Annotated in this window: 24 protein-coding genes, 1 tRNA gene and 1 pseudogene; 6 read left to right on the top strand and 20 right to left on the bottom strand. The window is 73.1% G+C overall.

What is annotated here, in order from left to right; genetic code table 11:
- Positions 1–2: 2 nt before the first annotated feature.
- The 3 genes from TK50_RS05890 to TK50_RS05880 all read right to left on the bottom strand — a co-directional run bounded on the left by TK50_RS05890 (position 3) and on the right by TK50_RS05880 (position 2699).
- A complete protein-coding gene (locus tag TK50_RS05890; RefSeq protein ID WP_043961808.1) occupies positions 3–533 on the bottom strand; it encodes a 2'-5' RNA ligase family protein in 531 nt (176 codons plus the stop codon).
- 82 nt (positions 534–615) lie between these two features.
- Positions 616–1641, bottom strand: a complete 1026-nt coding sequence (gene trpS / locus TK50_RS05885; RefSeq protein WP_043961807.1) for a tryptophan--tRNA ligase — start codon at positions 1639–1641, stop codon at positions 616–618.
- Between the two features lie 32 nt (positions 1642–1673).
- Entirely contained in the window at positions 1674–2699 is a 1026-nt protein-coding gene (locus tag TK50_RS05880; RefSeq protein ID WP_043961806.1) for a hemolysin family protein, read from the bottom strand.
- Positions 2700–2891: 192 nt separating this feature from the next.
- Between TK50_RS05880 and galE the strand changes: the two genes are divergently transcribed.
- Complete coding sequence (gene galE, locus TK50_RS05875; RefSeq protein ID WP_043961805.1) at positions 2892–3875, top strand: UDP-glucose 4-epimerase GalE; 984 nt, start codon at positions 2892–2894, stop codon at positions 3873–3875.
- Positions 3872–5110, top strand: a complete 1239-nt coding sequence (gene galK, locus TK50_RS05870) for a galactokinase (protein WP_199485972.1) — start codon at positions 3872–3874, stop codon at positions 5108–5110. Before galE ends, galK begins: the two co-directional genes overlap by 4 nt.
- Positions 5111–5223: 113 nt before the next feature.
- Here galK and cysN read toward each other — a convergent pair whose 3' ends face one another.
- The 9 genes and pseudogenes from cysN to TK50_RS05825 all read right to left on the bottom strand — a co-directional run bounded on the left by cysN (position 5224) and on the right by TK50_RS05825 (position 13840).
- Complete coding sequence (gene cysN, locus TK50_RS05865) at positions 5224–6519, bottom strand: sulfate adenylyltransferase subunit CysN (RefSeq protein WP_043961803.1); 1296 nt, start codon at positions 6517–6519, stop codon at positions 5224–5226.
- The gene (gene cysD, locus TK50_RS05860) at positions 6519–7430 is read right to left on the bottom strand and encodes a sulfate adenylyltransferase subunit CysD (protein ID WP_043961802.1); all 912 of its coding nucleotides are present in this window, start codon (positions 7428–7430) and stop codon (positions 6519–6521) included. Before cysD ends, cysN begins: the two co-directional genes overlap by 1 nt.
- A gap of 78 nt (positions 7431–7508) precedes the next feature.
- Complete coding sequence (locus TK50_RS05855; protein ID WP_043961801.1) at positions 7509–8327, bottom strand: inositol monophosphatase family protein; 819 nt, start codon at positions 8325–8327, stop codon at positions 7509–7511.
- A 154-nt stretch (positions 8328–8481) separates the two neighbouring features.
- Positions 8482–9072, bottom strand: coding sequence for an aminoacyl-tRNA hydrolase (gene pth, locus TK50_RS05850; protein WP_043961800.1), 591 nt, complete (start codon positions 9070–9072; stop codon positions 8482–8484).
- A 114-nt stretch (positions 9073–9186) separates the two neighbouring features.
- Positions 9187–9879, bottom strand: a complete 693-nt coding sequence (locus tag TK50_RS05845; RefSeq protein WP_043961799.1) for a 50S ribosomal protein L25/general stress protein Ctc — start codon at positions 9877–9879, stop codon at positions 9187–9189.
- Between the two features lie 298 nt (positions 9880–10177).
- On the bottom strand, positions 10178–11158 hold the full coding sequence (locus tag TK50_RS05840; protein WP_043961798.1) for a ribose-phosphate diphosphokinase: 981 nt from the start codon (positions 11156–11158) through the stop codon (positions 10178–10180).
- 64 nt (positions 11159–11222) lie between these two features.
- Positions 11223–12694, bottom strand: a pseudogene (glmU, locus tag TK50_RS05835) (bifunctional UDP-N-acetylglucosamine diphosphorylase/glucosamine-1-phosphate N-acetyltransferase GlmU); the annotation flags it as partial.
- A 130-nt stretch (positions 12695–12824) separates the two neighbouring features.
- A tRNA-Gln gene (locus TK50_RS05830) sits at positions 12825–12895 on the bottom strand.
- Positions 12896–12940: 45 nt separating this feature from the next.
- On the bottom strand, positions 12941–13840 hold the full coding sequence (locus tag TK50_RS05825) for a helix-turn-helix domain-containing protein (protein ID WP_241773932.1): 900 nt from the start codon (positions 13838–13840) through the stop codon (positions 12941–12943).
- Between the two features lie 104 nt (positions 13841–13944).
- On the opposite strand from TK50_RS05825, the gene TK50_RS05820 reads away from it, so the two are divergent.
- Both TK50_RS05820 and TK50_RS05815 read left to right on the top strand, forming a co-directional pair.
- The gene (locus tag TK50_RS05820) at positions 13945–14919 is read left to right on the top strand and encodes an acyl-CoA desaturase (protein WP_043961796.1); all 975 of its coding nucleotides are present in this window, start codon (positions 13945–13947) and stop codon (positions 14917–14919) included.
- 122 nt (positions 14920–15041) lie between these two features.
- A complete protein-coding gene (locus TK50_RS05815; RefSeq protein WP_043963936.1) occupies positions 15042–15734 on the top strand; it encodes a TetR/AcrR family transcriptional regulator in 693 nt (230 codons plus the stop codon).
- Positions 15735–15764: 30 nt separating this feature from the next.
- On the opposite strand, the gene TK50_RS05810 is transcribed toward TK50_RS05815, so the two are convergent.
- From TK50_RS05810 to TK50_RS05785, 7 genes are all read right to left on the bottom strand, one after another.
- Entirely contained in the window at positions 15765–16235 is a 471-nt protein-coding gene (locus TK50_RS05810) for a DUF4383 domain-containing protein (RefSeq protein ID WP_043961795.1), read from the bottom strand.
- Between the two features lie 117 nt (positions 16236–16352).
- The gene (locus TK50_RS05805) at positions 16353–16808 is read right to left on the bottom strand and encodes a DUF4383 domain-containing protein (RefSeq protein WP_043961794.1); all 456 of its coding nucleotides are present in this window, start codon (positions 16806–16808) and stop codon (positions 16353–16355) included.
- A gap of 95 nt (positions 16809–16903) precedes the next feature.
- Positions 16904–18715 carry an ABC-F family ATP-binding cassette domain-containing protein gene (locus tag TK50_RS05800; protein ID WP_043961793.1) on the bottom strand — a complete coding sequence of 604 codons (1812 nt, stop codon included), beginning with the start codon at positions 18713–18715 and terminating at the stop codon, positions 16904–16906.
- 117 nt (positions 18716–18832) lie between these two features.
- On the bottom strand, positions 18833–19789 hold the full coding sequence (locus tag TK50_RS05795; RefSeq protein WP_043961792.1) for a 4-(cytidine 5'-diphospho)-2-C-methyl-D-erythritol kinase: 957 nt from the start codon (positions 19787–19789) through the stop codon (positions 18833–18835).
- The gene (locus tag TK50_RS35385) at positions 19786–19914 is read right to left on the bottom strand and encodes a hypothetical protein (protein WP_255378720.1); all 129 of its coding nucleotides are present in this window, start codon (positions 19912–19914) and stop codon (positions 19786–19788) included. The genes TK50_RS05795 and TK50_RS35385 overlap by 4 nt, the downstream gene beginning before the upstream one ends.
- A gap of 9 nt (positions 19915–19923) precedes the next feature.
- The gene (gene rsmA, locus TK50_RS05790; RefSeq protein WP_144420283.1) at positions 19924–20796 is read right to left on the bottom strand and encodes a 16S rRNA (adenine(1518)-N(6)/adenine(1519)-N(6))-dimethyltransferase RsmA; all 873 of its coding nucleotides are present in this window, start codon (positions 20794–20796) and stop codon (positions 19924–19926) included.
- The gene (locus tag TK50_RS05785; protein WP_043961791.1) at positions 20793–21707 is read right to left on the bottom strand and encodes a TatD family hydrolase; all 915 of its coding nucleotides are present in this window, start codon (positions 21705–21707) and stop codon (positions 20793–20795) included. Before TK50_RS05785 ends, rsmA begins: the two co-directional genes overlap by 4 nt.
- A gap of 148 nt (positions 21708–21855) precedes the next feature.
- Here TK50_RS05785 and TK50_RS05780 point away from each other — a divergent pair, with 148 nt between their 5' ends.
- Positions 21856–23103, top strand: a complete 1248-nt coding sequence (locus TK50_RS05780) for a hypothetical protein (protein ID WP_043961790.1) — start codon at positions 21856–21858, stop codon at positions 23101–23103.
- Positions 23104–23206: 103 nt separating this feature from the next.
- Positions 23207–24058, top strand: a complete 852-nt coding sequence (locus TK50_RS05775) for an alpha/beta fold hydrolase (RefSeq protein WP_043961789.1) — start codon at positions 23207–23209, stop codon at positions 24056–24058.
- 160 nt (positions 24059–24218) lie between these two features.
- Here TK50_RS05775 and metG read toward each other — a convergent pair whose 3' ends face one another.
- Positions 24219–26021 carry a methionine--tRNA ligase gene (metG, locus tag TK50_RS05770; protein ID WP_043961788.1) on the bottom strand — a complete coding sequence of 601 codons (1803 nt, stop codon included), beginning with the start codon at positions 26019–26021 and terminating at the stop codon, positions 24219–24221.
- Positions 26022–26165: the final 144 nt, after the last annotated feature.

Raw genomic sequence — 26165 nt, 5'->3', positions numbered from 1 at the left:
GCTCAGGACACGCCCAGCAGGAAGTCCCGGCGCGGCTGCCACCGGGTCTGACCGCTGTGCGAGAAGAGCGTGAACGAGTCGACCTCGAACATCGCCGAGAAGTCGGCCAGGTCCTCGTACGCCCGGTCCAGCGCCTCCGGCGCGACGTCCTGCGCCACCGTGACGTGCGGGTGGTAGGGGAAGCGGGTCTCCCGGTGCAGCTCGGGGGCCGAGTTGATGGCGGCGGCGAGCAGCTCGCACTCGCTGATCCCGGCGGCCACCGCCACGAACACCACCTGCGTCACCGGGCGGAACGTGCCGGTGCCCCGCAGGTGCAGGGTGAACGGCAGGTGCGTGGCGGCCACCCCGGCGAGGTGCCGCTCGACCGCCGGCAGCGCCGCCGTCGGAATCTCGGTGGGCCCGAGCAGCGTCACGTGCGCGGGCACCACGAGGGGGTCGCCGGCCTCGACCCGCCGCCGGGTGAGCATGCCGCCCCACGGCTCCGGGATGTCCACCGCGATCCCGATCTGGATGGTGTCGCCGGCCTGCGGCATCCCGTCCCTGCGATCCACGCTCCGCGCCACCCCTCCGGCCACCGACCCGCCCGTCTCCACCCGTACCCGTCGCGCCGGGCGGTCAGCCGAGGCGGACCGGCGGGAGGAACCCGACCCGCTCGTACGTCTCGTGCAGCGTCGCCGAGGCGACCGCGCGGGCCTTCTCCGCGCCGGCCGCGAGCAGCTTGTCGAGCTGCGCCGGGTCGTCGAGGTAGGCCCGGGTGCGCTCCTGGATCGGCGTGACGAACTCCCGGACCACCTCGCCCAGGTCCTTCTTCAGGTCGCCGTAGCCCCGGCCCGCGTACGCGGCGACCAGGTCGTCGATGCTGCGGTCGGTCAGCGCGGAGTAGATGGTGAGCAGGTTGGACACGCCCGGCTTGGTCTCGCTGTCGAAGACGATCTCCCGGCCGGTGTCGGTGACCGCGGAGCGGATCTTCTTGGCCGAGCGGGCCGGGTCCTCCAACAGGTCGATGATGCCGCTCGGCGAGGACGACGACTTCGACATCTTGGCCGTCGGGTCCTGCAGGTCGGTGATCTTCGCGGTGTCCTTGACGATGTGCGGCGCGGGCACGACGAACGTCTTGCCGAACTGCGAGTTGAACCGCTGCGCCAGGTCGCGGGACAGCTCCAGGTGCTGCCGCTGGTCCTCGCCCACCGGGACGGCGTGCGCCTGGTAGAGCAGGATGTCGGCGGCCTGGAGGATCGGGTACGTGAACAGGCCGACGCTGGAGCGGTCGCTGCCCTGCTTCTGCGACTTGTCCTTGAACTGGGTCATCCGGCTGGCCTCGCCGAAGCCGGTGATGCAGCCCAGCACCCAGGCCAGCTGCGGGTGCTCGGGCACCTGCGACTGGACGAACAGCGTGCTGCGCTCCGGGTCCAGGCCGACGGCGAAGAGCTGCGCGGCGGCCACCCGGGTGCGCTGCCGCAGCACCTTGGGGTCGTGCCCGGCCGTGATGGCGTGCAGGTCGACCACGCAGTAGAACGCGTCGTGGGTGTCCTGCAACGCCACCCAGTGCCGCACCGCGCCCAGGTAGTTGCCGAGGTGGAACGAGTCGGCCGTCGGCTGGATGCCGGAGAACACGCGGGGGCGGGCGGGTACGTCGGACATGCCGGCATTCTGTCAGCAACCCCCGGCGTACGTCATGACGGGCCGGCGGGTCGGCTCTCCGCCGCCGCCAGCGGGCCGGTGACCTCGCGCCGCGGCTCGGGCAGTCGCACCACGGAGACCGCGAGCCGGGACACCCGCCGGCCCTCCAGCGCGAGCACCCGCAGCAGCCACCCGCCGGGCGGGTCGTCCGGGTCCCGGTCCCCGCCGTCCGCCGCCGGCGGGGCCACCGGCACCTCGTCCCCCACCACCGGCAGCCGGCCCAGCGCGGCCATCACGTACCCGCCGGCCGTCTCGTAGGGGCCGGCGGCCAGCCGCACGCCGGTGCGCTCGGCGAAGTCGGCGAGGTTGAGCCGGCCGTCGACCACGGTGGGCAGGCCGGTCGGCTCCGGCTCCGGGTCGCCGTCGTGCTCGTCGTGGATCTCGCCGACCAGCTCCTCGATCAGGTCCTCGCAGGTGACGATGCCGGCGGTGCCGCCGTACTCGTCGACCACCACCGCCAGGTGGTGGCCCTCGCGGCGCATCTCGGTCAGCGCGGCCAGCACCCGCTTGCTGCCGGGCAGCCGCTTGACCTCCCGGGCCAGCTCTCCGACGGTGGTGCCCGGGTCGAGGTCGGGGCGCAGCAGCACGTCGCGCAGGTGCACGAAGCCGACCACGTCGTCCTGGGTGCCGTCGACGACCGGGTACCGGCGGTGCGTCTCGGCCCGGACCAGCCGCTCCGCCTCGGCGACGGTCATCCCGACCGACAGGAACACGACCTCGGTGCGGGGCATCATCACCTCGCGGACCAGGCTCGCCCCGGCGGCCAGCACCTCGTCGATGATCCGTCGCTCGTCGGCGTCGAGGACGGTGCTGGCGGCGACCAGGTCGCGCAGCTCGGCCTCGCTGATCCGCTCCCGGCCGGCGGCGGGGCTGGCCCCGAGCAGGTCGGTGACCAGCCGGGTCGCGCCGTCGGCGGCCCGCACCACCAGCCGGGCGACGGCACGGGCCAGCGGGCCCGGTTCGCGTCGGACCCGCCCCGCCGGCCGCCGGCGGAGCCCGGGACCACCCGCTTCCCGCATGACAACTCATCGTAGGGCCCGCAACGGTTCGGCACAGGTCGTCCACCCGGAGTGACGGTGTGCGTATCTGTTCAGTCATGAAAGATTGTGATGGAATGGCGGTGCGGCGACGCGGAGCGCGGCCACAGCCGGCCGCCGTAGGGTGAGCGCGAACGGCCGCGGCGAGGCGCGGCCAGGCAGGAGGACCCCGACGTGAAACTGCTCGTCACCGGCGGCGCCGGCTACATCGGCAGCGTGGTGACCCGGATGCTGCTCGACGCCGGCCACGAGGTGGTCGTCCTCGACGACCTGCGCACCGGGCACCGCGAGGCGCTCGCCCCGGACGCCACCTGGGTCGACGCGCCGATCCACGAGGCGGCCCGGGTGCTCACCCCCGAGGCGGGCTTCGACGGGGTGCTGCACTTCGCCGCCCTCATCGCCGCCGGCGAGTCCATGGTCCGCCCGGAGCTGTACTGGCAGAACAACACCGTCGGCTCGCTCGCCCTGATCGACGCCGTCCGGGCCGCCCGGGTCCCCCGGATGGTCTTCTCCTCCACCGCCGCCGTCTACGGCAACCCGACCGAGCTGCCCATCCCGGAGACCGCCGTCAAGGCCCCCACCAACACGTACGGGGCCACCAAGCTGGCCGTGGACATGGCGCTCACCTCCGAGGCGATCGGGCACGACCTGGCCGCCGTGTCCCTGCGCTACTTCAACGTCGCCGGGGCGTACCTGCGCGGCGACGTCGCCATCGGCGAGCGGCACGACCCGGAGACCCACCTCATCCCGATCGCCCTCGACGTCGCCGCCGGCCGGCGGGAGAAGCTGCAGCTCTTCGGCGACGACTACCCCACCGTCGACGGCACCTGCGTGCGCGACTACATCCACGTCGAGGACCTGGCCCGCGCCCACCTGCTGGCGCTCACCGCCGCCGTGCCCGGCCGGCACCGCGTCTACAACCTGGGCAACGGCGCCGGGTTCACCAACCGGCAGGTCGTCGACGTGGTCCGCGAGGTCACCGGCCGGCCGCTGCCGGTCGAGGTGGCCCCGCGCCGCGAGGGCGACCCGGCCGAGCTGGTCGCCTCCTCCGCCCTGGCCCGCGAGGAACTGGGCTGGACGCCCGAGAAGCCGACCCTGCACGACATGGTCGGCGACGCCTGGGCCTTCTACCGCACCCACATCCTGGAGCGTCCGTGACCGACCCCGCGCACCCCTCGTCCTCCCCGGCCGACGCTGCCGCCCCCGCGCCGGCCGGTGAGGTCGCCTCTCCCGCGCCGGCCGGGGACGTCGCCGACCGGGCCGCCGCCGGCTTCCGCCAGCGCTACGGCGCACCCGCCGCCGGCCGCTGGGCGGCACCCGGGCGGGTCAACCTGATCGGCGAGCACACCGACTACAACGACGGCTTCGTGCTGCCGTTCGCGCTGCCGCTGCGTACCGTCGTCGCCGCCGCCCCCGACGACGGCGACCGCTGGACGGTCTGGTCGGAACTCACCGGCGACCAGGTCGGGTTCGGCGCCGACGAGGTGGCTGCCCCCGGCCGGGTCCCCGGCTGGGCCGCGTACGTCGCCGGGGTGGTGTGGGCGCTGCGCGAGGCCGGCCACCGGGTGCCCGGGGCGCGGCTGGCCGTCGCCTCCGACGTGCCGCTCGGCTCCGGGCTGTCGTCGTCGGCCGCGCTGGAGGCCGCCGTGCTGGCCGCCCTCGTCGACCTCGGCGGGCTGGACCTGCCGGCCGAGGGGCGGCCCCGGCTCGCCCAGCGGGCCGAGAACGCCTACGTCGGCGCGCCCACCGGGATCATGGACCAGTCCGCGGCGATCCGCTGCCGCGCCGGCCACGCCCTCTTCCTCGACTGCCGCACCGAGGCCGTCGAGCACATCCCGTTCGACCTGGCCGCCGCCGGGCTGGCCGTGCTGGTGATCGACAGCCGGGCCCCGCACCGGCACGCCGACGGCGAGTACGCCTCCCGCCGCGCCGCCTGCGAGAAGGCCGCCGGGCTGCTCGGGGTGCCCGCCCTGCGCGACGTGGCCGCCGCCGACCTCGACGACGCCCTCGCTCGGCTCGACGACGACGAGACCCGACGCCGCGTCCGGCACGTCGTCACCGAGGACCAGCGGGTGCTCGACGCCGTGGCGCTGCTGCGCGCCGGCCGGGTACGCGACATCGGGCCGCTGCTGACCGCCTCCCACGCGTCGATGCGCGACGACTTCGAGATCACCGTGCCGGAGGTCGACACGGCGGTCGAGGCGGCCCTCGCCGCCGGGGCGTACGGGGCCCGGATGACCGGCGGCGGCTTCGGCGGCTGCGTCCTCGCCCTGGTCGACGCCGACCGCGCCGACGCGGTGGCCGACGCCGTCACGACCCGGTACGCCGAGCGCGGCTTCCGCGCCCCCGGCTTCCACCTGGCCACCCCCGCCCCGGGCGCCCACCGCCTGTAAGGAGGGGCCCCTTGTTGACGCATTCTGCATAGCAGGGGCCCCTGTTAACCACGCTGGGCGTCCACCGCGCACCGGTGGACGCCCGCAGGGGTTTCGCATGGCGGCGCAGAAGGTCAGGCGGCCTCGACGATCATGCCCGCGCCGACGGTACGGTTGGTGGCCTCGTCGATGATCACGAAACCGCCGGTGGTGCGGTTGCGGCGGTACTCGTCCGCCAGCAGCGGGATCGTCGTGCGCAGCCGCACCCGGCCGATCTCGTTGAGTTTGAGGTCGGTGGCGGTTTCGTCGCGGTGCAGGGAGTTGATGTCGAGGCGGTAGTGCAGGCCCCGGACGATGGCCCGCGCGCTGCGGGTGGTGTGCTTGATGGCGTAGCGGCCGCCGACGGTCAACGGTCGGGTCTCGTCCATCCAGCAGACCATCGCCTCGATGTCCTGCGCGACGGTCGGGGCGTTGTGGGGGCGGCAGATCATGTCCCCGCGGGAGATGTCGATCTCGTCTTCCAGGCGCACGGTGACCGACATCGGGGGGAACGCCTCCTCGACCGGCCCGTCGGCGGTCTCCACCGCCGCGATACGCGAGGTGAACCCCGACGGCAGCACCATCACCTCGTCACCGGCCTTCAACACGCCCGAGGCGACCTGACCGGCATACCCCCGGTAGTCGGTCACCGTGGTGGACTGCGGCCGGATCACGTACTGCACCGGGAACCGGACGTCCTGCAGGTTCCGGTCCGAGGCGATGTGCACCCGCTCCAGATGGTGCAGCAACGACGGACCCTCGTACCACGGCATGTTCTCCGACCGGGACACGATGTTGTCACCCTGCAACGCCGACACCGGCACCACCGTCAGGTCCGGCACGTCCAGCTTCGCCGCGAACGCCGTGAACTCGTCCGCGATCGCCTCGAACACCTCCCGGTCGAAGTCGACCAGGTCCATCTTGTTCACACACAACACCAGATGCGGCACCCGCAACAACGAACACAGGAACGCGTGCCGCCGCGACTGCTCCACCAGGCCCTTACGCGCGTCCACCAGGATCAACGCCAGGTCCGCCGTCGACGCCCCCGTCACCATGTTCCGCGTGTACTGGATGTGCCCCGGCGTGTCCGCGATGATGAACTTCCGCCGCGGCGTCGCGAAGTACCGGTACGCCACGTCGATCGTGATGCCCTGCTCCCGCTCCGCCCGCAACCCGTCGGTCAACAACGCCAGGTTCGTGTACTCGTCCCCCCGCGCCGCACTGACGGCCTCCACCGCCGCCAACTGATCGGTGAACAACGACTTCGTGTCATACAACAACCGGCCGATCAACGTCGACTTACCGTCGTCCACGCTCCCGGCCGTGGCGAACCGCAACAGATCCATCGGCCGCGTCTCCACCTCGACCGGCGCCATGTCGATGCTCATCAGAAGTAGCCCTCCCGCTTACGGTCCTCCATCGCGGCCTCGCTGACCCGGTCGTCGCCCCGCGTCGCGCCCCGCTCGGTGATCCGCGTCGCGGCCACCTCCTCGATCACCGCCGCCACCGTGTCGGCATCCGAACGCACCGCCGCCGTGCACGAGGCGTCACCCACCGTCCGGTACCGCACCACCTCCACGAACCGTTCCTCACCCGCCCTCGGGGTGAAGAACTCGTTCACCGCATACAACATCCCGTCCCGCTGCACCACCTCACGCTCGTGCGCGAAATAGATCGACGGCAACGGAATCCGCTCCCGGGCGATGTAGTGCCACACATCCAACTCGGTCCAGTTCGACAACGGGAACACCCGGATCGACTCACCCGGATGATGCCGACCGTTGTACAACGACCACAACTCCGGCCGCTGGTTCTTCGGATCCCACTGCCCGAACTCGTCCCGGAACGAGAACACCCGCTCCTTCGCCCGCGCCTTCTCCTCATCCCGACGCGCCCCACCGAACAGGGCATCGAACCGGTGCTTCTCCACCGCGTCCAACAACACCGGCGTCTGGATCCGGTTACGCATCCCGTCCCCGGACTCCCGCACCAACCCCCGCGCCAACGCCTCCGGCACCGACGCCACGATCAACTGCAACCCCAACTCCGACACCCGACGATCCCGATACTCCAACACCTCGGGAAAGTTGTGCCCCGTATCCACATGCATCACCGGAAACGGCACACTCGCCGGCGCAAACGCCTTCTGCGCCAACCGCAACATCACGATCGAATCCTTACCACCCGAGAAGAGCAGCACCGGCCGCTCCATCTCCGCAACCACCTCACGCATCACGAAGATGCTCTCCGCCTCCAGGGCATCGAGGTGGGAGACCTGGTACGTAGCGGGGGCGGTCATGACCCGGCCTCGATCCGCTCGGCTGCGCTCATGGATTCCAGACCTTTCCGGTCGGACACGTGAAGAAGACTGCTCAGGCTACCCGGAATGCCTCTGCAGCGCTGCAAGCAACCGGCTGGCGAGATCCTTGCGGCAGACCAGCAGATCCGGCAGGCGCGGGTCGGCCTCGTTGTATTTCAGCGCAGAACCGTCGATCCGGGAAGCATGCAGGCCGGTGGCCGTCGCCACAGCCACCGGAGCGGCCGAGTCCCACTCGTACTGGCCGCCCGCGTGGACGTACGCGTCGACCTCACCCGTCACCACAGCGGCGATCTTCGCCCCCGCCGAGCCCATCGGCACCAGATGAGCGCCCACATCGTCCGCCAGATCGGTCAGGAAAACCGGCGGACGGCTACGACTGGCCGCCAACCGGATGGTCCTTCCGCCGCCCGAGGTCGCCGCCTCCAGGGTCATCGGCGGGTACGCCGGCGGATGGTCCGTGCCCAGCACCCGGTGCTGCGCCGGCAACCCCACCGCCCCCGCCACCAGGCGGTGCGGCGTCGACGCGTTCCGCGCCCACAACGCCACGTGCACCGCCCAGTCCGAACGGCCCTCCTCGGAGAACTCCCGGGTCCCGTCCAACGGGTCGACGATCCACACCCGGTCGGCGGTCAGCCGGGACACCGCCCCGGCGCTCACCTCCGCCGCCCACGCCAGCCGCGACCCCTCGTCCTCCTCCGAGAGCACCGCGTCCCCCGGCCGCCACTTCGCCAGCTCGGTGCGGATCAGGTCGTGCGAGACCTTGTCCCCGGCCGACCGCAACGCCCCCGGGTCGGCGAACCCCAGATCGGCCCGCACGCCCAGCAGCGCCTGCCCGGCCTGGGCCGCCAACCACCGGGCGAACGCGCCGTCGATCATCGGAGGACTGCCCACCACTCACTCCCGTCGCCTCGCCGCGACCCACCTCGCCGGCCACGGCCACCTGCCGGCCACGCCCACCTGCCGGCCGTGGTCCGCCGGAAAGGCGCAGACTACCGGCCGTACGACCGCCAGCCGCGCCGCCCCGCCCGGCTCAGGCCCCGTGATAGAGGTTCTGGGTCGGCTCCACACCCCGGGTGACCACCGACTCGACCACGTCCGCCGCCCGGTCCACCAGGAACTCCAGCTCCTTGCGCTCCGCCGCCGAGAAGTCCGACAGCACGTAGTCGGCCGGGTCCTGTCGCCCCGGCGGCCGGCCGATGCCGAACCGCACCCGCACGTACTCCTTCGTCCCCAGCGACTTCGACATCGAACGCAGCCCGTTGTGCCCGCCCTCGCCACCGCCGCACTTCACCCGCACCTGGCCGTAGCCGATGTCCAGCTCGTCGTGGACCGCGATCACCCGCCCCGGCGGCACCTTGTGGAACTGCGCCAACCCGGCCACCGGCCCCCCGGAGAGGTTCATGTACGTCAGCGGCTTCATCAGCACCAGCTTCGGCCCGCCCAACCCGAGCCGGCCCTCGGCCACCTCGGCCACCGCCCGCCGGTGCCGACCGAACTTCCCGCCCACCCGGGCGGCCAGCAGCTCGGCCACCATGAAGCCCACGTTGTGCCGGTTACCCGCGTACTCCCGGCCCGGGTTGCCCAGGCCGACCACCAGCCACGGCCCCGACTCGTCCGTCACGCCACACCCCTCCCGCTCGCCCGCCGCACCCGGCGGCCGGCCCAGACCCGGTCCTGACACGACGACAGGCGCCCCCGGGGTCGGGGGCGCCTGTCGCACGGAAAGACTGACCGGTCAGGCCTCGGTCTTCGCCTCGGCCGGGGCCTCCTCGCCCTCGGCGGCCGGGGCCTCGGCACCCTCGGCGGCCTCCTCGCCAGCCTCGGCCTCGGCCTCCTCGGCGGGGGCCTCGACCTCGGGCAGCGTGGCCTCCAGCTGCTCGGCGGTCGGGGCGGCCGTCACGGCGGCGACCGGCAGCTCCGGGTCGGCGGCCAGCTCGACGCCCGACGGCAGCTCCACGTCGGCGGCGGTGACCTGCGTGCCGGCCTCCAGGCCCTCGATCGACGCCTCCAGGTGGTCCGGCACCTTGGTGGCGTCGGCGGTCACCGAGAGGGTGTCGTGGTCGTGCACGATCAGGGTGTCCTTCGCGGCCTCGCCGGTCAGCTGGACCGGGACCTCGACGGTGACCTTCTCGCCGCGGCGGACCAGCAGCAGGTCGACGTGCTCGAAGGTGTCCTTGATCGGGTCACGCTGGATCGCCTTCGGCAGCGCCAGCACCTGGGTGCCGTCGCTGACCTCGATCGCGAACAGCTGGTTGGCGCCGCCCTTACGGATCGCGGCGGCGAACTCACGCGCGGGCAGCGCGATGTGCTTCGGCTTCTCGGCGTGGCCGTACAGCACGGCGGGCACCATGCCGGCCCGGCGGGTACGACGGGCACCACCCTTGCCGAACTCGGTACGGGGCTCGGCGCTGATCTTTACCTCGGACACGGGGAAACTCCTGATGCTTTTCGCTGCGGCGGCTTGTCGTCTTGCGGTGCTGGGGCGAGGGGCTCGCTGGGGCTCATGCGTCATGAACGACTGCCCGGAGCACCGCGTCGATCACGGTGCCTCCGTGCGGTGCTTTTCAGCGGCCCGCCGGGCACCCTCGCCGTGGCAACCGCAACAGTCTACCCGAGCTGAATACGCGCCCGACGGCAGTCCCCGCCCCGCACGCTGTCAGGAGCGAAAACGCCCAACACCGCCGTGCGCCGGCCGCCGCGACGACGGCCGGCGCACGACGATCACCTCAGCTCAGGCCACCGAAGAGGGTCGTCACCGAGCCGTCGTCGAAGACCTCTCGGATCGCCCGGGCCAGCAGCGGCGCGATCGACAGCACCGTGATCTTGTCGAGCTGCTTCTCCGGCGGCAACGGCAGCGTGTTCGTCACCACGACCTCGGTGATCGGGCTGTTCTTCAGCCGCTCGGTCGCCGGATCCGACAGCAACGCGTGGGTCGACGCCACCACGATCTCCGCCGCGCCCGACTCCCGCAGGATGTCGGCGGCCTTGGTGATCGTCCCACCGGTGTCGATCATGTCGTCGACGATCAGGCACACCCGACCCTCGACCTCACCGACCACCCGGTTCGCCACCACCTGGTTCGGCTTCAACGGATCCCGCGTCTTGTGGATGAACGCCAGCGGGCAACCGCCCAGCCGGTCGGTCCACCGCTCCGCCACCCGCACCCGGCCCGAGTCCGGCGCCACCACCGTCATCGGCCGCCCGGCGAACTTGCGCTCCACGTACTCGGCCAGCACGTCCATCGCGAACAGGTGGTCGACCGGGCCGTCGAAGAAGCCCTGGATCTGCGCGGTGTGCAGGTCCACCGTGAGGATACGGTTCGCCCCCGCCGTCTTCAGCAGGTCCGCCACCAGCCGCGCCGAGATCGGCTCCCGGCCGCGGTGCTTCTTGTCCTGCCGCGAGTACGGGTAGAACGGCAGGACCACGGTGATCCGCTTGGCCGAGCCACGCTTCAGCGCATCGACCATGATCAGGGTCTCCATGACCCAGGTGTTGACCCCGTGCGTCACGGACTGCACCACGAAGGCGTCCGAACCACGCACCGAGTCCTTGAAGCGCACGAAGATCTCGCCGTTGGCGAACTCGTACGCGTCGGCGGGCGTCGGCGCGACGCCGAGGACCTCACCGATCTCCCTGGCCAAGTCCGGGAAACCACGTCCGGAGAAGAGCATCAGGCTCTTGCGGTTTTCGGCGACGATGCTGCCCATGGGCCCGTCTGCTCCCGTTGGTCGGTTTGCCCGGCTGCGGTGTGGGGCCGGGGACTATTCGGTTTGCAGTATCTCCCCCGCCTGACGGCCCCCGAACCGCCTCGGCGCCCTCGTGGATTGCCTCACCTTCCCTTGCGCCCACTATGCCCCAGGCGCATCCTCCGCCGCAGCCCGCAAAGCCCGCTCCGCAGCCTCCGCCGACGCCGTGCCGGCCCGCCTCCGGGCCACCCATCCCTCGATGCTGCGCTGCGGCGCGCGGGTCACCCCGAGCGCCCCCGGCGGCACGTCCTGGCTGATCGCGCTGCCCGCCGCGACGTACGCGCCCGGCCCCACCTCGACCGGGGCGATCAGGCTGGTGTCGCAGCCGATGAAGGCCGCCTCCCCCACCGTCGTGCGGTGCTTGTTCACCCCGTCGTAGTTCACGAAGATCGTCGCCGCGCCGATGTTGGCCCGCGCCCCGATCGTCGCGTCACCCACGTACGACAGGTGCGGCACCTTCGCGCCCGCCCCGACCTCGGAGTTCTTCACCTCGACGAACGTGCCGACCTTGGCCTTCTCGGCCAACCGCGCCGCCGGCCGCAGGTACGCGTACGGCCCGACGCTGGCCCCCGCGCCGACCTCGGCGTCGACGGCGTGGCTGCGCAGCACCGTCGCCCCCGGCCCGACCACCGTGTCGATCAGCGTCACGTCCGGGCCCACCACCGCCTCCGCGCCCACCACGGTCCGGCCGCGCAGCTGCGTGTTCTGGTCGATCACCGCGTCCCGGTCCACCGCGACCGTCACGTCGATCCAGGTCGTCGCCGGGTCCAGGATGCTCACCCCGGTGCGCATCCACGCCTCGTTGACGCGGTCGCGCAGCAGCCGGCGCAGCGCCGCCAGCTCGACCCGGTCGTTGCAGCCCAGCGTCTCCACGTGGTCGGTGGCCACGTGCACCCCGACCGGCTCGCCGATGGAGACCAGCAGGGCGAAGACGTCCGTCAGGTACTCCTCGCCCTGGTCGTTGTCGGTGGAGAGCTTGCCCAGCGCGTCCCGCAACCGCACCGCGTCGAACGCGTAGCTGCCGGCGTTGATCTCCCGCAGCGCCCGCTGCTCGGCGGTGGCGTCGCGCTCCTCGACGATCTGCCGCAGCCGGCCCGCCTCGTCCCGGACGATCCGCCCGAGCCCGGTGGGGTCGGGCACCTCGGCGGCGAGCACGGTCGCCGCCGCACCGGCCGCCTCGTGCGCGTCGACCAGCGCGGCGACCGTCTCGGGGCGCAGCAGCGGCACGTCTCCGTTGATCACGACCACGGTCCCCGCGGCGTCGGCGACGGCGTCGAGCGCGATCCGGACCGCGTGGCCGGTGCCGCGCTGCTCGGCCTGGAGCACCGGTACGGCCTCCGGGGCGACCTCGGCCAGGTGCGCCCGGACCCGGTCCGCCCCGTGGCCGACCACGACGACGGTCCGGTCCGCGCGCAGGGGCCCGGTGGCGGTGAGCACGTGGCCGAGCAGGGTCCGGCCGAGCAGGGGATGCAGCACCTTGGGCAGCGCCGACTTCATCCGCTTGCCCTCCCCGGCGGCGAGCACGACGACGGTGCGGAGGTGGGGCTGGGACACGACGTGGCTCCCGTCGGGACGGCGACAGTCTCGCGGCCATGCTAACCACGCAAGGGCGGCGATACAGCGGAAGCTCCCGGGAGAGGATTCGAACCCCTATAATCAGGACCAAAACCTGACGTCCTGCCATTAGACGACCCGGGACGGTCTAAAACGGACAAACCAATCGGTTGGCCGGACTACTACACCTTAGCGCCCCACAGCTTCCACGCCAGCGCCCATTCCCCTCATGATCCCTTCGATCTTCCAGTAGAGCCGCCGCGATCTGGGCACCTCGACCGTCAGGCATCCGCGATAGTCGTCGCCGGTGTTGTGCCGGACCGTCGTAGGGCGGTGCCGCTTGAGCGAGACGGGCCGGAAGTCGCCGGCAGGCACCCCCACCCGCTCCGCCCACCACCGGACCGCCTCCGGGGCATCCGCGGACTCATGGATGCTCACCCGGAACGACAGCGTCCTGCGGGGCACACCCATCGCCTCGACGAAGTGGAGGAAGACCTCGACCAGCGTCGGATCGCTGTTGACGAACCTCACGCGGCAGTCGTGCGGACGCCACGGCTTGGCCTTGGCCCCCTCCGCCCAGTAGAGCGCCGCACCGACCAGGATCAACTCCCGGCGTCGCAGCCGCCCCACCCATGCCGACGTGGCCCTGACGGTCTCCGCGCGGGCCGCGTCCCGTGCCTGCCGGTGGGCGGCCCACTGTGCGTCGGTCATCGCCCGGGAGTGCGCCCGACGCCGCTCGCGGGCAGCCTCGCCCTCCGGCTCCCACGGGACGCCCTGGACCCAGCGGTACGCGGTCGACTTCGCCACCCCGAGCCGGACCGCGATGTCGGGCACGGTGCAGCCCTGGGCGCGCAGTTGCGTCGCCTCGGCCCGGAGGGCGTCCTTGGCGTTGGGCCGGCGGGTCCGCTCCGGGGCGGGCACCCCGCGCAGCAGTTCCTGGACCCGGTTGCGGCCGAGGCCGGTGCGGGCCCGGATCTCGCGCACGCTGAGCTGCTCGACGGTGCGCAGTCGGCGAACCTCTGCCGCCCGGGAGTCGTCCAAGAGCTGGAAGGCGTCCACGAACAGCAGGTTAGTACGGACGTACGACACGCAACGCATCCACGCCGGGAACTGTCCGGTGCTTTTCCCGACGCCCTAAGTTACGGTGACGTAGGCGTAACTTCGTGATCTCTGCAATCCCGCTGCGAGGTGCCATGTCGACCGCTCTGACCGAGTCCCACCCCACCGGTCCGAAGCCGCTGACCCAGGGCCCGCAGTCGCGGGGCATCCTGGTCGCCCTGTGGGCGTTCGTGGTCGTCCCGTTCCTGGCCCTGGTCGCCGCGGTGCCGGTCGCCTGGGGCGGCTGGCTGGGCTGGACCGACGTGGCGGTGGCCGCGTTCTGGTACGTCGTCTCGGGGCTGGGCATCACGGTCGGCTACCACCGCTACTTCACCCACGGCTCCTTCAGGGCGCGGCCGTGGCTGCGGGTGGCGCTGGCGGTCGCGGGTTCCCTCGCGGTGCAGGGCGAGATCATCCAGTGGGTCGCCGACCACCGCCGGCACCACGCGTTCTCCGACCTCGACGGCGACCCGCACTCGCCGTGGCGGTTCGGCCAGAGTGTCCGGGGGCTGGTGAAGGGGCTGTTCCACGCGCACGTCGGCTGGTTGTTCGGCCGGGAACTGTCCAACCGGGAGCGGTTCGCCCCGGACCTGCTCGCCGACCGCGCGACGCGGACGGTGGACCGGCTCTTCCCGGTGCTGGTGGTGGTGACGGTGCTCGGCCCGGCGCTGATGGGCGGCCTGCTCACCTGGTCGTGGCGGGGCGCCCTGACGGCGCTGTTCTGGGGTGGGCTGGTGCGGATCTCGCTGCTGCACCACGTGACCTGGTCGATCAACTCGGTCTGCCACGTCTACGGCGATCGGCCGTTCGCGATGCGCCAGGGCGACCGGGCGACCAACTTCTGGCCGCTGGCGATCCTGTCGTTCGGCGAGAGCTGGCACAACCTGCACCATGCCGAGCCGACGAGCGCCCGGCACGGCGTGCTGCGCGGGCAGGTCGACATCTCGGCCCGGGTGATCTGGCTGTTGGAGCGGACCGGGGCCGCGTGGGCGGTGCGCTGGCCGAAGCCGGAGCGCATCGCGGCCAAGCTGGCCCACCCGGAGCCGCCGGGGCGGGGTCGGCTGCGGTAAACGGGTCGGTCGGGCCGGCCGCCACCTGGCAGGATGGCCGGATGACCGACGACGGCGGCGCGACCAACGACGGCGGCAGCATCCCACGACAGGGCGTCACGGCGCGCCGGCGAGGTGACGGCATGGCAGATGGTCCGGTCGGCGGAGGCGGGGCAGGCGGCGGGCGGCGGCGCGCGGTGCCGGCGGCGGGTAAGCCGCCGTCGCGGGTGCGGATGTCGGCGGCCCAGCGGCGCGAGCAGTTGATCTCGATCGGTCGGCAGTTGTTCGCCGAGCGGGGCTTCGACGCGACCTCGATCGAGGAGGTGGCGGCCCGGGCGAAGGTCTCCAAGCCGGTGGTCTACGAGCACTTCGGCGGCAAGGAGGGGCTCTACGCGGTGGTGGTGGACCGGGAGGTCCGGGCCCTGCTGGACCGGATCACCGCGGCGTTGACCGCCGGTCACCCCCGGGAGTTGCTGGAGCAGGCGGCGCTGACCCTGCTGGGTTACATCGAGGAGGAGACCAGCGGGTTCCGGGTGCTGGTCCGGGAGTCGCCGCTGATGTCGGCGACGGGCAACTTCAGCAGCGTGATGAACGACGTCGCGCACCAGGTCGAGCACATCCTCGGGGCCGAGTTCAAGACCCGGGGGTACGACCCGAAGCTGGCCGAGCTCTACTCGCAGGCGCTGGTGGGGATGGTGGCGTTGACGGGGCGCTGGTGGCTGGAGGTGCGCAAGCCGCGTAAGGAGACGGTGGCGGCGCACCTGGTCAACCTGGCCTGGAACGGGTTGTCGCACCTGGAGGCGAAGCCGACGCTGATCACGCCCCGGGGCCGCTGACGGCGCGGTCGGTCGGCGGCGGGTCGGCGGTCAGCGGCTGCCGGGGACGGGGTCGCGGCGACGCCGGTCCTCGGCCTCGGCGTGGTCGGCGGGGCCGACCTTGTCGTAGAGGCCGGTGGCGAGCAGCACCAGCCCGAACAGCAGCGACACGATGACGGTGGACATCGAGAAGTTGAGGAAGTTCGCGGGGGTCTGAAGGACGGCCATCATCAGGGTGCCGGTGACGAGGAAGACCGCGCCGGCGGTGAGGTTCATGTAGTGGCCGAGGTTGGTGCGCCGGGACGCCCCGATCAGCAGCACAATGCCGAAGGCCACCGAGACGAGCGAGAACGCCAGGTTGGTGCGGAGCCCGAGGGCCCAGTGGCTGCCCCGGTCGAAGAGACCTTCGCCCCAGGTCTCGGCGGTGCCCCAGACGCCGAAGAGCAGGATGTAGAGCCCGACGAGCCCGGCGAGGACGCGGTAGAGCGGCCGGGCCGGGTGGTTGACCGGAAAGTGCGCCATGACCCCTCCGTCCGATTGACACCAGTCGGAAGGATTGTCACCCCGCCGGCCGTCGGACGTGGGCCGAACCGCCGCAGCGGGGGGCGGCGCGTGCCGACCCCCGCTGCGGTGTGCGGGCTACAGGACGAGCCGGGCCTTCTGCCAGGCCTCGTTCTCCTCGTCCGTGCCGACCTTGCCGTACATGCCGGCCATCAGCAGGACCATGGAGAGGGTCAGCACCACGATGTCGGTGGTGATGGTGAAGTTGAAGATGTTGGCGTCGGTCTGGAGGAAGGCCAGCTCGGCGAGGCCGAGGACCATGAGGGCGTACGCCAGCCACTGGTTGATCGCGACGTCGAGGTTGCGGCCGATCACGGTGCCGGCGAGGATCGCGATGCCGAGCACGATGCTCAGCAGCGAGAAGCCGAGGTTGGTGCCCTGCCCGAGCACCGTGGTGTCGTCCTGGGCGAGGAAGTCGTTGCCGGCGCTGGCGACGAGGCCGAGCACGCCGAAGACCAGGAAGTACAGACCAACGAGCCCGCCGATCGCCCGGTAGATCGGCCGCGCGGGGTGGTTGACGGGGGTGTGGGCCATGTCTGAGTCTCCAAGACCGTGCGGGTGAGGGGTCGCCTGCGATTGTCCCGCACGGCGGGCTGTGACGCCGCACACCCCCCGCCCGGTTGCCCTGGTCAGCTGCCGGGCACCTGCTCGGCGAGGGCCAGCCAGCTCTCCTCGACCTGCTCCCGCTCGGCCCGGACGTCCTTGAGCTGGGCGTCCAGCTCGGCGACCCGGGCGTAGTCGGTGGCGTTGGCGGCGAGCTGGTCGAGGAGGGTGGCCTCCCGCTGCTCCAGCTTGGCGATCTGCCGTTCGAGGCGGGTGAGTTCCTTCTTGGCCTGCCGGGCCTCGGCGGCGGACATGCCGCCCGTGGCGGCGGCGGGCGTGCCGTCGGCGGTGGGCCCGGTGGGGGCGGCCGGGGCGGCGGGCTGCCGGTCGGCGGCGCGGGCCAGGTACTCGTCGACGCCGCCGGGCAGGTGCACGAGGCGGCCGTCGCCGAACATCCCGTACGCGACGTCGGTGACCCGTTCGATGAGGTACCGGTCGTGGCTGGCCACGATGATCGTGCCGGGCCAGGAGTCGAGGAGGTCCTCCAGCGCGGCGAGGGTGTCGGTGTCCAGGTCGTTGGTGGGCTCGTCGAACAGCAGCACGTTGGGCTCGGCGGCGAGCAGCCGGAGCATCTGCAGGCGGCGGCGTTCCCCGCCGGAGAGGTCGCCGACGGGCGTCCAGAGCCGGCGGTCGTCGAAGCCGAAGACCTCGGCGAGCTGGGCGGCGGAGACCTCCCGGTCGCCGAGCTGCACGCGGCGGGCGACCTCCTCGACGGCTTCGAGGACGCGCAGGTGGCCGGGGAGTTCGGCCAGCTCCTGGGAGAGGAAGGCCGGCTTGACCGTGGAGCCGGTGTGGAAGCGTCCGCCGTCGGGGCGGGTGATGCCGGCGAGCAGCCGCAGCAGGGTGGTCTTGCCGGCGCCGTTGCGGCCGAGGATGGCGATCCGGTCGCCGGGGCCGACCTGCCAGGTGGTGTCGTGCAGGATCTCCTTGGGGCCGGCGTGCAGCCGGACGTGCTCCAGGTCGTACACCTGCTTGCCGAGCCGGGCGGTGGCGAGCCGTTGCAGCGACATGGTGTCGCGCGGCGGTGGCACGTCGTCGATGAGCGCGTTGGCGGCGTCGATGCGGAACTTCGGCTTGGAGGTGCGGGCGGGCGGGCCGCGCCGCAGCCAGGCGATCTCCTTGCGGAGGAGGTTCTGCCGGCGGGCCTCGGTGGCGGCGGCGACGCGTTCCCGTTCGGCTCGGGCGAGGGTCCAGGCGGCGAAGCCGCCCTCGTACGCCCGGACGGTCTGGTCGGCGACCTCCCAGGTGGTGGTGCAGACGGCGTCGAGGAACCACCGGTCGTGGGTGACCACGACGAGCGCGCCGCGCCGGCCGACGAGGTGCTTCGCGAGCCAGTCGACGCCGCCGACGTCGAGGTGGTTGGTGGGCTCGTCGAGGATGAGCAGGTCGGACTCGCGGACCAGCAGCGCGGCCAGGGCGACGCGGCGGCGCTCGCCGCCGGACATGGGCCCGACGGGCTGGTCGAGGCCGAGGTGGGGCATGCCGAGGCCGTCGAGGATGGCGCGGACGCCGGCGTCGCCGGCCCATTCGTGCTCGGCGCCCATGCTCTGGCCGAGCCAGGCGGTGCCGAGCACCACGTCCCGGACGGTGGCCTCGGGGGCGAGGGTGAGGGCCTGCGGCAGCCAGAGCACGCGCAGGTCGCGGCGGTGGGTGACGCGCCCGTCGTCGGGGTCCTCCTGCTTGGTGAGCATCCGCAGCAGGGTGGACTTGCCGGCGCCGTTGAGGCCGACGACGCCGATGCGGTCGGCGTCGTCGAGGCCGAGCGAGACGTCGGTGAGCAGCGGCCCGGCGGCGCCGTACCCCTTGGACACCCGGTCCAGGTTGACGATGTTGGCCACTACCCCACCTTCCATGATCAAGGCGTCCCGGTGCCGGCGGGCACCTGGGGACGCCTGGCTCCCAGGGTACGCGGACGCGCCCGGCCCGCCCCGGGGGGCGGGTCGGGCGCGGGTGGGTCAGCCGATCCGGGCGCCGGCCACCGGGCCGTGTGCGGTGCGCGCCTCGCGGCACACCCCGGCCGCCTCCAGTTCGGCGGCGATCCGCTCGGCGTCGGCGGCGTCGGCGGCAAGGAAGACGCAGGTGGGCCCGGAGCCGGAGACGATGCCGGCGAGCGCCCCGGCGGCCTCGCCGGCCTTGAGGGTGGCGGCCAGCGACGGGCGCATGGCCAGCGCGGCGGCCTGGAGGTCGTTGCCGAGGGTGGCGGCGAGCACCCGGGGGTCGCGTTGGCGCAGCGCGGCGAGGAGCCCGTCGGTGCTGCCCAGCGGCGGTCCGGCGGCGCCGGCGGCGCGGAGCCGGTCGAGTTCGGCGTACGCGGCGGGGGTGGAGAGGCCGCCGTCGGCGATGGCGACCACCCAGTGCCAGGAGGTGGGGCGGGCCAGCACGGGGCTGACGGCCTCGCCCCGGCCGGTGCCCAGCGCGGTGCCGCCGTGGATCAGGAACGGCACGTCGGAGCCGAGGTCGGCGGCGATCCCGGCCAGCTCGTCGCGGGACAGGCCGGTGCCCCAGAGCGCGTCGCAGGCGACGAGGGCCGCCGCCGCGTCGGCGCTGCCGCCGGCCAGGCCCCCGGCGAGCGGGATCTGCTTGCGCAGGTGCAGCCGGGCGTGCGGCATGACGCCCGCGTAGCCGGCGAGGGCGTGGGCGGCCCGGATCACCAGGTTGGTGTCGTCGAGGGCCAGCTCGCCGGTGCCCTCCCCCTCCATGGTCAGGGTGAGGGTGTCGCCGCGGCGGGCGGTCAGCTCGTCGTGGATGGAGATGGCGTGGTAGACCGTGTTCAGCTCGTGGTAGCCGTCGCGGCGCAGCGGGCCCACCCCGAGGTGCAGGTTGACCTTGGCGGGGACCCGCACCCGGACGGGGCCGGCGGCCCCGCGTCGCTGCTGGTCGTCATCGTCGTCCGGTCGCCAGGCCTCGGTCACGGGACGATGCCCCGCAGGCGCAGGCGGATGTCGAACGGCTCGGTCACGATCAGCTCCTCGGCGGGGTCGGTGGCCGGCGCGGACCGGCCGTCAACCAGGTCGTACGCGTTGCGGGGTCCGGGCACCGCGCCAGCCTACTGCGCGGCCGGCGTGCCGGTCGGAGCCGACGCGGCGACGGCGGCGAACTGCTCGACGGTGAGTGACTCCCCGCGTGCGCCGGGGTCCACCCCGGCGGCGGTGAGGGCGGCGGCGGCCCGGTCGGGGCCGCCGGCCCACCCGGCGAGGGCGGCCCGCAGGGTCTTGCGGCGCTGGGCGAACGCGGCGTCGACGACGGCGAAGACCCGTTCCCGGGGCACCTCGGGGCGGGGCGGCTCGCGGCGGGTGAAGGCGACCAGTCCGGAGTCGACGTTGGGCACCGGCCAGAACACGTTGGGCGGGACCCGGCCGGCGGCGCGGGCGTGCGCGTGCCAGGCGAGCTTGACCGACGGGATGCCGTACACCTTGGAGCCGGGGCCGGCGACGAGCCGGTCGGCGACCTCCTTCTGCACCATCACCAGGCCGTGGCGGAGGCTGGGCAGCGCGGCGAGCAGGTGCAGCACCACGGGCACGGCCACGTTGTACGGCAGGTTCGCCACCAGGGCGGTCGGCGCGGGGTCGGCCAGTTCGGCGGCGGTGACGCGCAGCGCGTCGGCGCGGTGCACGGTGAGCCGGTCGGCGTACGGGCCGGCGTGGTGGGCGGCGGTCTGCGGCAGCGCGGCGGCCAGCGTCGGGTCGATCTCGACGGCGTGGGTGTGCGCGGCGACGGGGAGCAGGGCGAGGGTGAGCGAGCCGAGGCCGGGGCCGACCTCCAGGGCGACGTCGTCGGCGGTGAGCGCGGCGGCGGCGACGATGCGGCGCACGGTGTTGGGGTCGTGCACGAAGTTCTGGCCGAGCTTCTTGGTGGGGCTGACGCCGAGTCGGGCGGCGAGGTCCCGGATCTCCGCCGGGCCGAGCAGGTTGGGGGTCACCACGGGCCGAAGGCGCGTTCGCCGTTGGCCGACAGGGCGGCGCAGAGCGCGTCGAGGTCCGCGCCGGTGGTCGCGGCCAGCGCGCGGACGGTGAGCGGGATCAGGTACGACGCGTTGGGCCGCCCCCGGTGCGGGGTGGGGGTGAGGTACGGGGCGTCGGTCTCCACGAGGAGCTGGTCGAGCGGGGTGAGCGCGGCGGCCTCGCGCAGCGCGGTGGCGCTGGCGAAGGTGACGGTGCCGGCGAAGCTGAGCAGGTAGCCCCGGCGGACGCACTCGCGGGCGAAGTCGGCGTCGCCGGAGAAGCAGTGCAGGACGACGATGTCCGGGGCGCCCTCGTCGTCGAGGACGCGCAGCACATCGGCGTGGGCGTCCCGGTCATGGATGACGAGGGCCTTGCCGTGCCGCTTGGCGATGCCGATGTGGGCGCGGAAGCTCTCCTCCTGCGCGGCGCGGCCCTCGTCGCCGGTGCGGAAGAAGTCCATTCCGGTCTCGCCGATGCCGCGCACCCGGTCGCGGGCGGCGAGGGCCTCGATGGCGCGCAGCGCCTCGTCGAGGTCGGCGAGGCGGGGCGCCTCGTTGGGGTGCAGCGCGACGGTGGCGAGCACCGCCGGGTAGCGGTCGGCGGCGTCGGCGCTCCACGCCGAGGACGCGACGTCGACGCCGACCTGGACGAGCCGGTCCACGCCGGCCTCGGCGGCCACCGCGACGGCCGCGGCGACCGGGTCGTCGGCGGTGGCGTTGCCGCCCGCCCCGCCGGCCGGTACGCCGGCCTCGGTGACGGTGATGTCCAGGTGGGTGTGGCTGTCCGGCACGGGGCCGGGCAGCGGCTCGGGCGCGGGCGGGAACTCGCCGGCCCGGCGGGCGGCCCGCTGCCGGCGGGGTTCGGTCGACTCGGTCATCGCCGCCAGCATCACACACCGCCGGTCGGCCCGGTCCGCCACCCGGCCCCTTCCCGGGTGTCCCGGCGGCGGGGTGGGGAGCGCGCCGACCAGGCACCGGTCATCGGGCCGTCACCGGCCGTTCACCCGCCCGGAACGCGGCGGGCCTAGCGTCGCCGGGGTGAGCGTCTCCCCCCAGGCCCGCGGAGCCGCCGAAGCGCGGGCGGGGCTGCGCGTCACGTGCGGCGGGGTCGCCTACCCGGCGGAGGCGATCGCCCGGGGCGCGGCGTACGAGTTGTTCAGCGCCGAGGAGGCACCCGGCTTCGAGTGGTCGCCCCGGGCGGGGGCACCGCTGCCCTGGCGGCGGTTCGCCCACGCCAGCGAGGTCGACGCGGTGCACGGCGCGGCCGAGCCGACCGAGGAGCCGGACGCGCCGCTGATGGTGCCGCTGCACCGCGAGCGGGGCTGGTCGCAGGTGCAGCGGCTCAGCCAGCAGCCGGCCTCGGCCGGCGATCCGACGCTGGTGGCGGTGCGGGCGTCCGCGGTGGTCCGGCGGGGCACCCGGATGGTCAAGGTGCTCTCCGCGCGGCAGCTCGCCGGGTACGCCCGGGGTTGGCTGCCGCACGGCTTCTGCCACCGCGAGCACGACGTGGCGCATCTGCGCACCCCGGGGGCCCTGGCGGTGCTGCGCACCGACTCGCCGGGCGGCCGCGACGACCTGGAGGTGGCGTACGCGCTGCGCTGGCGGGCGGCGGACCCGGCCGACTACGTGCGGCCGGTCGGCGCGGAGCACCGGGGGTTGACGGCGCTGCCGCCCCGGGACCGGCTCGGCCCGCCGGTGCTGGGCACCGGGTTCGTGCCGAGCGAGGCGCAGCTGGTCCCGGAGTTCGTCACGCGGGACTTCGCCGACCTGCCGATGCCGGCCAACGCCACCCTGCTGGCCTACCCGGCGTCGGGCGAGGAGGTGGTGCTCTACAGCTACCAGGCCGAGCAGCGGGGCTGGCTGCGGATGGTCGGCCCGCAGTGGCGGCACCTGCTGGCCGGGGTGCCGGACCTCTCCCCCGACCAGGAGTGGCTGCCGACCGGGGAGGCGGCCCGGTCGACGCAGCTCGTCGGCGGGTACGCCGGCGCCGCGTACGAGGCGGTCGCCGACCTGCCCGGCGGGTTCCGGGTGCTGGCGATGACCCGGGCCGCGCGGTACCCGGTGGAGGCGGTGGCCCGCCGGTTGCGGCACGCCGCCTGGCGGGGCGTGCCCTGGCTCGTCCTGCGGGAGGAGGCCGGCTGGCTGCGGTTGCGGATGGTCCGGCCCGATCCGGACGCGGTGGCCACGACCGGGGCGCAGTGCCAGGAACGGGGCGTCTACGAGGTGTGGGCCCCGGCGGCCGAGGTGACCGACGACCGGATGGTCGACGTGTCCTATCCGCTCTGACCGGAGCGGCCCCGGCGGCGCGGTCCCGGCGGGACCGCATATCGGGGGGCGGGTCGGGAATGCGCGGGGCGTCCGACGACCCGACCCCGCACCGGGAGACGAGATGCCCTTCATGACCGTCGGCGCGGAGAACACCGCGCCCATCGACCTGTACTACGAGGACCACGGCGCCGGCCAGCCGGTCGTGCTGATCCACGGCTTCCCGTTCAACGGGGCGACGTGGGAGAAGCAGACCAACGCGCTGCTCGCCGCCGGCTACCGGACCATCACGTACGACCGGCGGGGCTTCGGCAACTCCAGCCAGCCGGCCGCCGGCTACGACTACGACACGTTCGCGGCCGACCTGGACGTGCTGATGACCGAGCTGGACCTGCGCAACGTGATCCTGATCGGGCACTCGATGGGCACCGGTGAGGTCACCCGCTACCTGGGCACGTACGGGTCGAACCGGGTGGACCGGGCGGTGCTGCTCGCCCCGCTCGCGCCGTTCCTGCTGAAGACCCCGGACAACCCGGAGGGGCTGGACCGGAGCCTGTTCGACGGCTTCCAGCAGGCGATCCTCGCCGACCGGTTCGCCTTCCTCACCAGCTTCTGCGACAACTTCTTCAACTACGCCGACAACAAGGGCAGGCTGGTCAGCGAGGAGGCGTACCGGGCGCACTGGGACATCGGCGCGCGGGCCTCGGCGATCGGCACGTACCAGAGCGTGGACGCCTGGCTGACCGACTTCCGGCCCGACGTGCCCCGGATCGACGTGCCGGTGCTGATCGTGCAGGGCGACCAGGACCGGGTCCTGCCGTACGGGGTGACCGGCCAGCGGTTGCAGCCGATGCTGCCCGACGGCCGGCTGGTGACGCTGAAGGGCGCCCCGCACGGCATCCCGTGGACGAACGCCGACGAGGTGAACCGGGCGATCCTGGAGTTCGTGGTGGCCCCGGCGATGGCACGGCGCTGAGCCCTTTCGCACGCCGAGCTTCCGCGGGCCGAGCGTTCCGCAGGCCGATGTCGGCGACATGGCGGTGTCCCGGGTGCCGGGATGCCGCCATGTCGCCGTCATTGCGGGCCCTTCGTGGTGGGCCGGCGGGGCGGGTCAGATCGTGGGCCGGCGGGGCGGGTCAGCCGGCGAGCCGGGCCAGCTCCTCCTCGACGATCGACGGGTCGAGCTTGCGGAACACCGGCTTCGGCGCCGCGAGCGGCCGGCCCACCTCCAGCGGCACCGACTCCCAGCGCGCCCCGACCGTGTAGTCGCCGGTCAGCACCGGGTACGCGGGCCCGCCGTCGAGGTCGTCGACCTCCTCCAGCACCGGCATCGGGGCGTGCACACCCGTGCCGCCGAGCAGCTCGTGGATCTGCTGCGCGGAGTGCGGCAGGAACGGCGTGAGCAGGGTGTTGGCGTCGCTGACCACCTGGAGGGCGACGTGCAGGATGGTGCCCATCCGGGGCTTGTCGGCCTCGGCCTTGAGCTTCCAGGGGGCCTGCTCCGACAGGTACTTGTTGGCCTCGGCGACGACCCGCATCGCCTCGCCGATGGCCTGCTTCTGCCGGTGCCGGCCGATCAGGTCGCCGACGGTGTCGAAGCCGGCGCGGGCGGTGGCCAGCAGCGCCTCGTCGGCCTCCGTGAGCCCGGCGGGGTCGACCGGCGGGATCGCGCCGAAGTTCTTCGCCGCCATCGACACCGACCGGTTGACCAGGTTGCCCCAGCCGGCGACCAGCTCGTCGTTGTTGCGGCGGAGGAACTCGGCCCAGGTGAAGTCGGTGTCGTTGCTCTCCGGCCCGGCGACCGCGATGAAGTAGCGCAGCGCGTCCGCGTCGTAGCGTTCGAGGAAGTCCCGCACGTAGATGACGACCTTGCGGGACGAGGAGAACTTGCGGCCCTCCATCGTGAGGTATTCGCTGGAGACGACCTCGGTGGGCAGGTTGAGCCGGCCCAGCGCGCCGGGCTCGCCGTCGTGGTCGCCCGCGCCGGAGTAGCCGCCGAGCAGCGCCGGCCAGATCACCGAGTGGAAGACGATGTTGTCCTTGCCCATGAAGTAGTAGCTGCGGGCGTCCCTGCCCTCGGCGTCGGCGGACCACCACCTGCGCCACGCCTCCGGGTCGCCGGTGCGGCGGGCCCACTCGATGGACGCCGACAGGTAGCCGATGACCGCGTCGAACCAGACGTAGATCCGCTTGTCCGGGCGGTCGCGCCAGTCGTCGAGGGGGATCGGCACGCCCCACTCCAGGTCCCGGGTGATGGCCCGGGGCTGGAGGTCGTCGAGGAGGTTCCGCGAGAACCGCAGCACGTTGGGCCGCCAGCCCTCGCGGCCGTCCAGCCATTGCCGCAGGGCGTCGGCGAGGGCGGGCAGGTCGAGGAAGAAGTGCTCGGTCTCGACGAACTCCGGCGTCTCGCCGTTGATCTTGGACTTGGGGTTGATCAGGTCGACCGGGTCGAGCTGGTTGCCGCAGTTGTCGCACTGGTCGCCGCGGGCGCTGTCGTACCCGCAGATCGGGCAGGTGCCCTCGATGTACCGGTCGGGCAGGGTCCGGCCCGTCGACGGCGAGATCGCCCCGGTGGTGACCCGGGGCACGATGTAGCCGTTGCGGTGCAGCCCGGCGAACAGCTCCTGCACCACCGCATAGTGGTTGCGGGTGGTGGTGCGGGTGAACAGGTCGTACGACAGCCCCAGCGCCCGCAGGTCCTCGGCGATCACCCGGTTGTAGCGGTCGGCCAGCTCGCGGGGGGTGACCCCCTCGGCGTCGGCCTGCACCTGGATCGGGGTGCCGTGCTCGTCGGTGCCCGAGACCATGAGCACGTCGTGGCCGGCCATCCGCATGTACCGGGCGAAGACGTCGGAGGGAACGCCGAAACCGGAGACGTGGCCGATGTGGCGCGGGCCGTTGGCGTACGGCCAGGCTACCGCCGCGAGAACGTGACTCATGACCAGCAAGCCTAGTGACCGGCGCGGGGCCACCGCGAACCAATAGGCCGGCTCGCCACGAGCACCCCGGGCTTCTCGCCCGATTTGTCGCCGACACGCGGCCTGACCTGCACTGCTGCCCTCACCTGCCGGTGTCCAATGAAA

Source organism: Micromonospora haikouensis, from assembly GCF_000876225.1.
GTDB lineage: Bacteria > Actinomycetota > Actinomycetes > Mycobacteriales > Micromonosporaceae > Micromonospora > Micromonospora haikouensis.
The sequence above is the reverse complement of the archived record's forward strand: the minus strand, read 5'-3'. Positions and strand labels throughout refer to the sequence as shown.

Bases quoted from the DNA above. Each gene is read 5' to 3' on its own strand.
- TK50_RS05890 (WP_043961808.1), bottom strand. From the start codon at position 533: ATGCCGCAGGCCGGCGACACCATCCAGATCGGGATCGCGGTGGACATC.
- trpS (WP_043961807.1), bottom strand. From the start codon at position 1,641: ATGTCCGACGTACCCGCCCGCCCCCGCGTGTTCTCCGGCATCCAGCCG.
- TK50_RS05880 (WP_043961806.1), bottom strand. From the start codon at position 2,699: ATGCGGGAAGCGGGTGGTCCCGGGCTCCGCCGGCGGCCGGCGGGGCGG.
- cysN (WP_043961803.1), bottom strand. From the start codon at position 6,519: ATGAGCATCGACATGGCGCCGGTCGAGGTGGAGACGCGGCCGATGGAT.
- cysD (WP_043961802.1), bottom strand. From the start codon at position 7,430: ATGACCGCCCCCGCTACGTACCAGGTCTCCCACCTCGATGCCCTGGAG.
- TK50_RS05855 (WP_043961801.1), bottom strand. From the start codon at position 8,327: ATGATCGACGGCGCGTTCGCCCGGTGGTTGGCGGCCCAGGCCGGGCAG.
- TK50_RS05840 (WP_043961798.1), bottom strand. From the start codon at position 11,158: ATGGGCAGCATCGTCGCCGAAAACCGCAAGAGCCTGATGCTCTTCTCC.
- TK50_RS05820 (WP_043961796.1), top strand. From the start codon at position 13,945: ATGTCGACCGCTCTGACCGAGTCCCACCCCACCGGTCCGAAGCCGCTG.
- TK50_RS05815 (WP_043963936.1), top strand. From the start codon at position 15,042: ATGGCAGATGGTCCGGTCGGCGGAGGCGGGGCAGGCGGCGGGCGGCGG.
- TK50_RS05810 (WP_043961795.1), bottom strand. From the start codon at position 16,235: ATGGCGCACTTTCCGGTCAACCACCCGGCCCGGCCGCTCTACCGCGTC.
- TK50_RS05805 (WP_043961794.1), bottom strand. From the start codon at position 16,808: ATGGCCCACACCCCCGTCAACCACCCCGCGCGGCCGATCTACCGGGCG.
- TK50_RS05785 (WP_043961791.1), bottom strand. From the start codon at position 21,707: ATGCTGGCGGCGATGACCGAGTCGACCGAACCCCGCCGGCAGCGGGCC.
- TK50_RS05775 (WP_043961789.1), top strand. From the start codon at position 23,207: ATGCCCTTCATGACCGTCGGCGCGGAGAACACCGCGCCCATCGACCTG.
- metG (WP_043961788.1), bottom strand. From the start codon at position 26,021: ATGAGTCACGTTCTCGCGGCGGTAGCCTGGCCGTACGCCAACGGCCCG.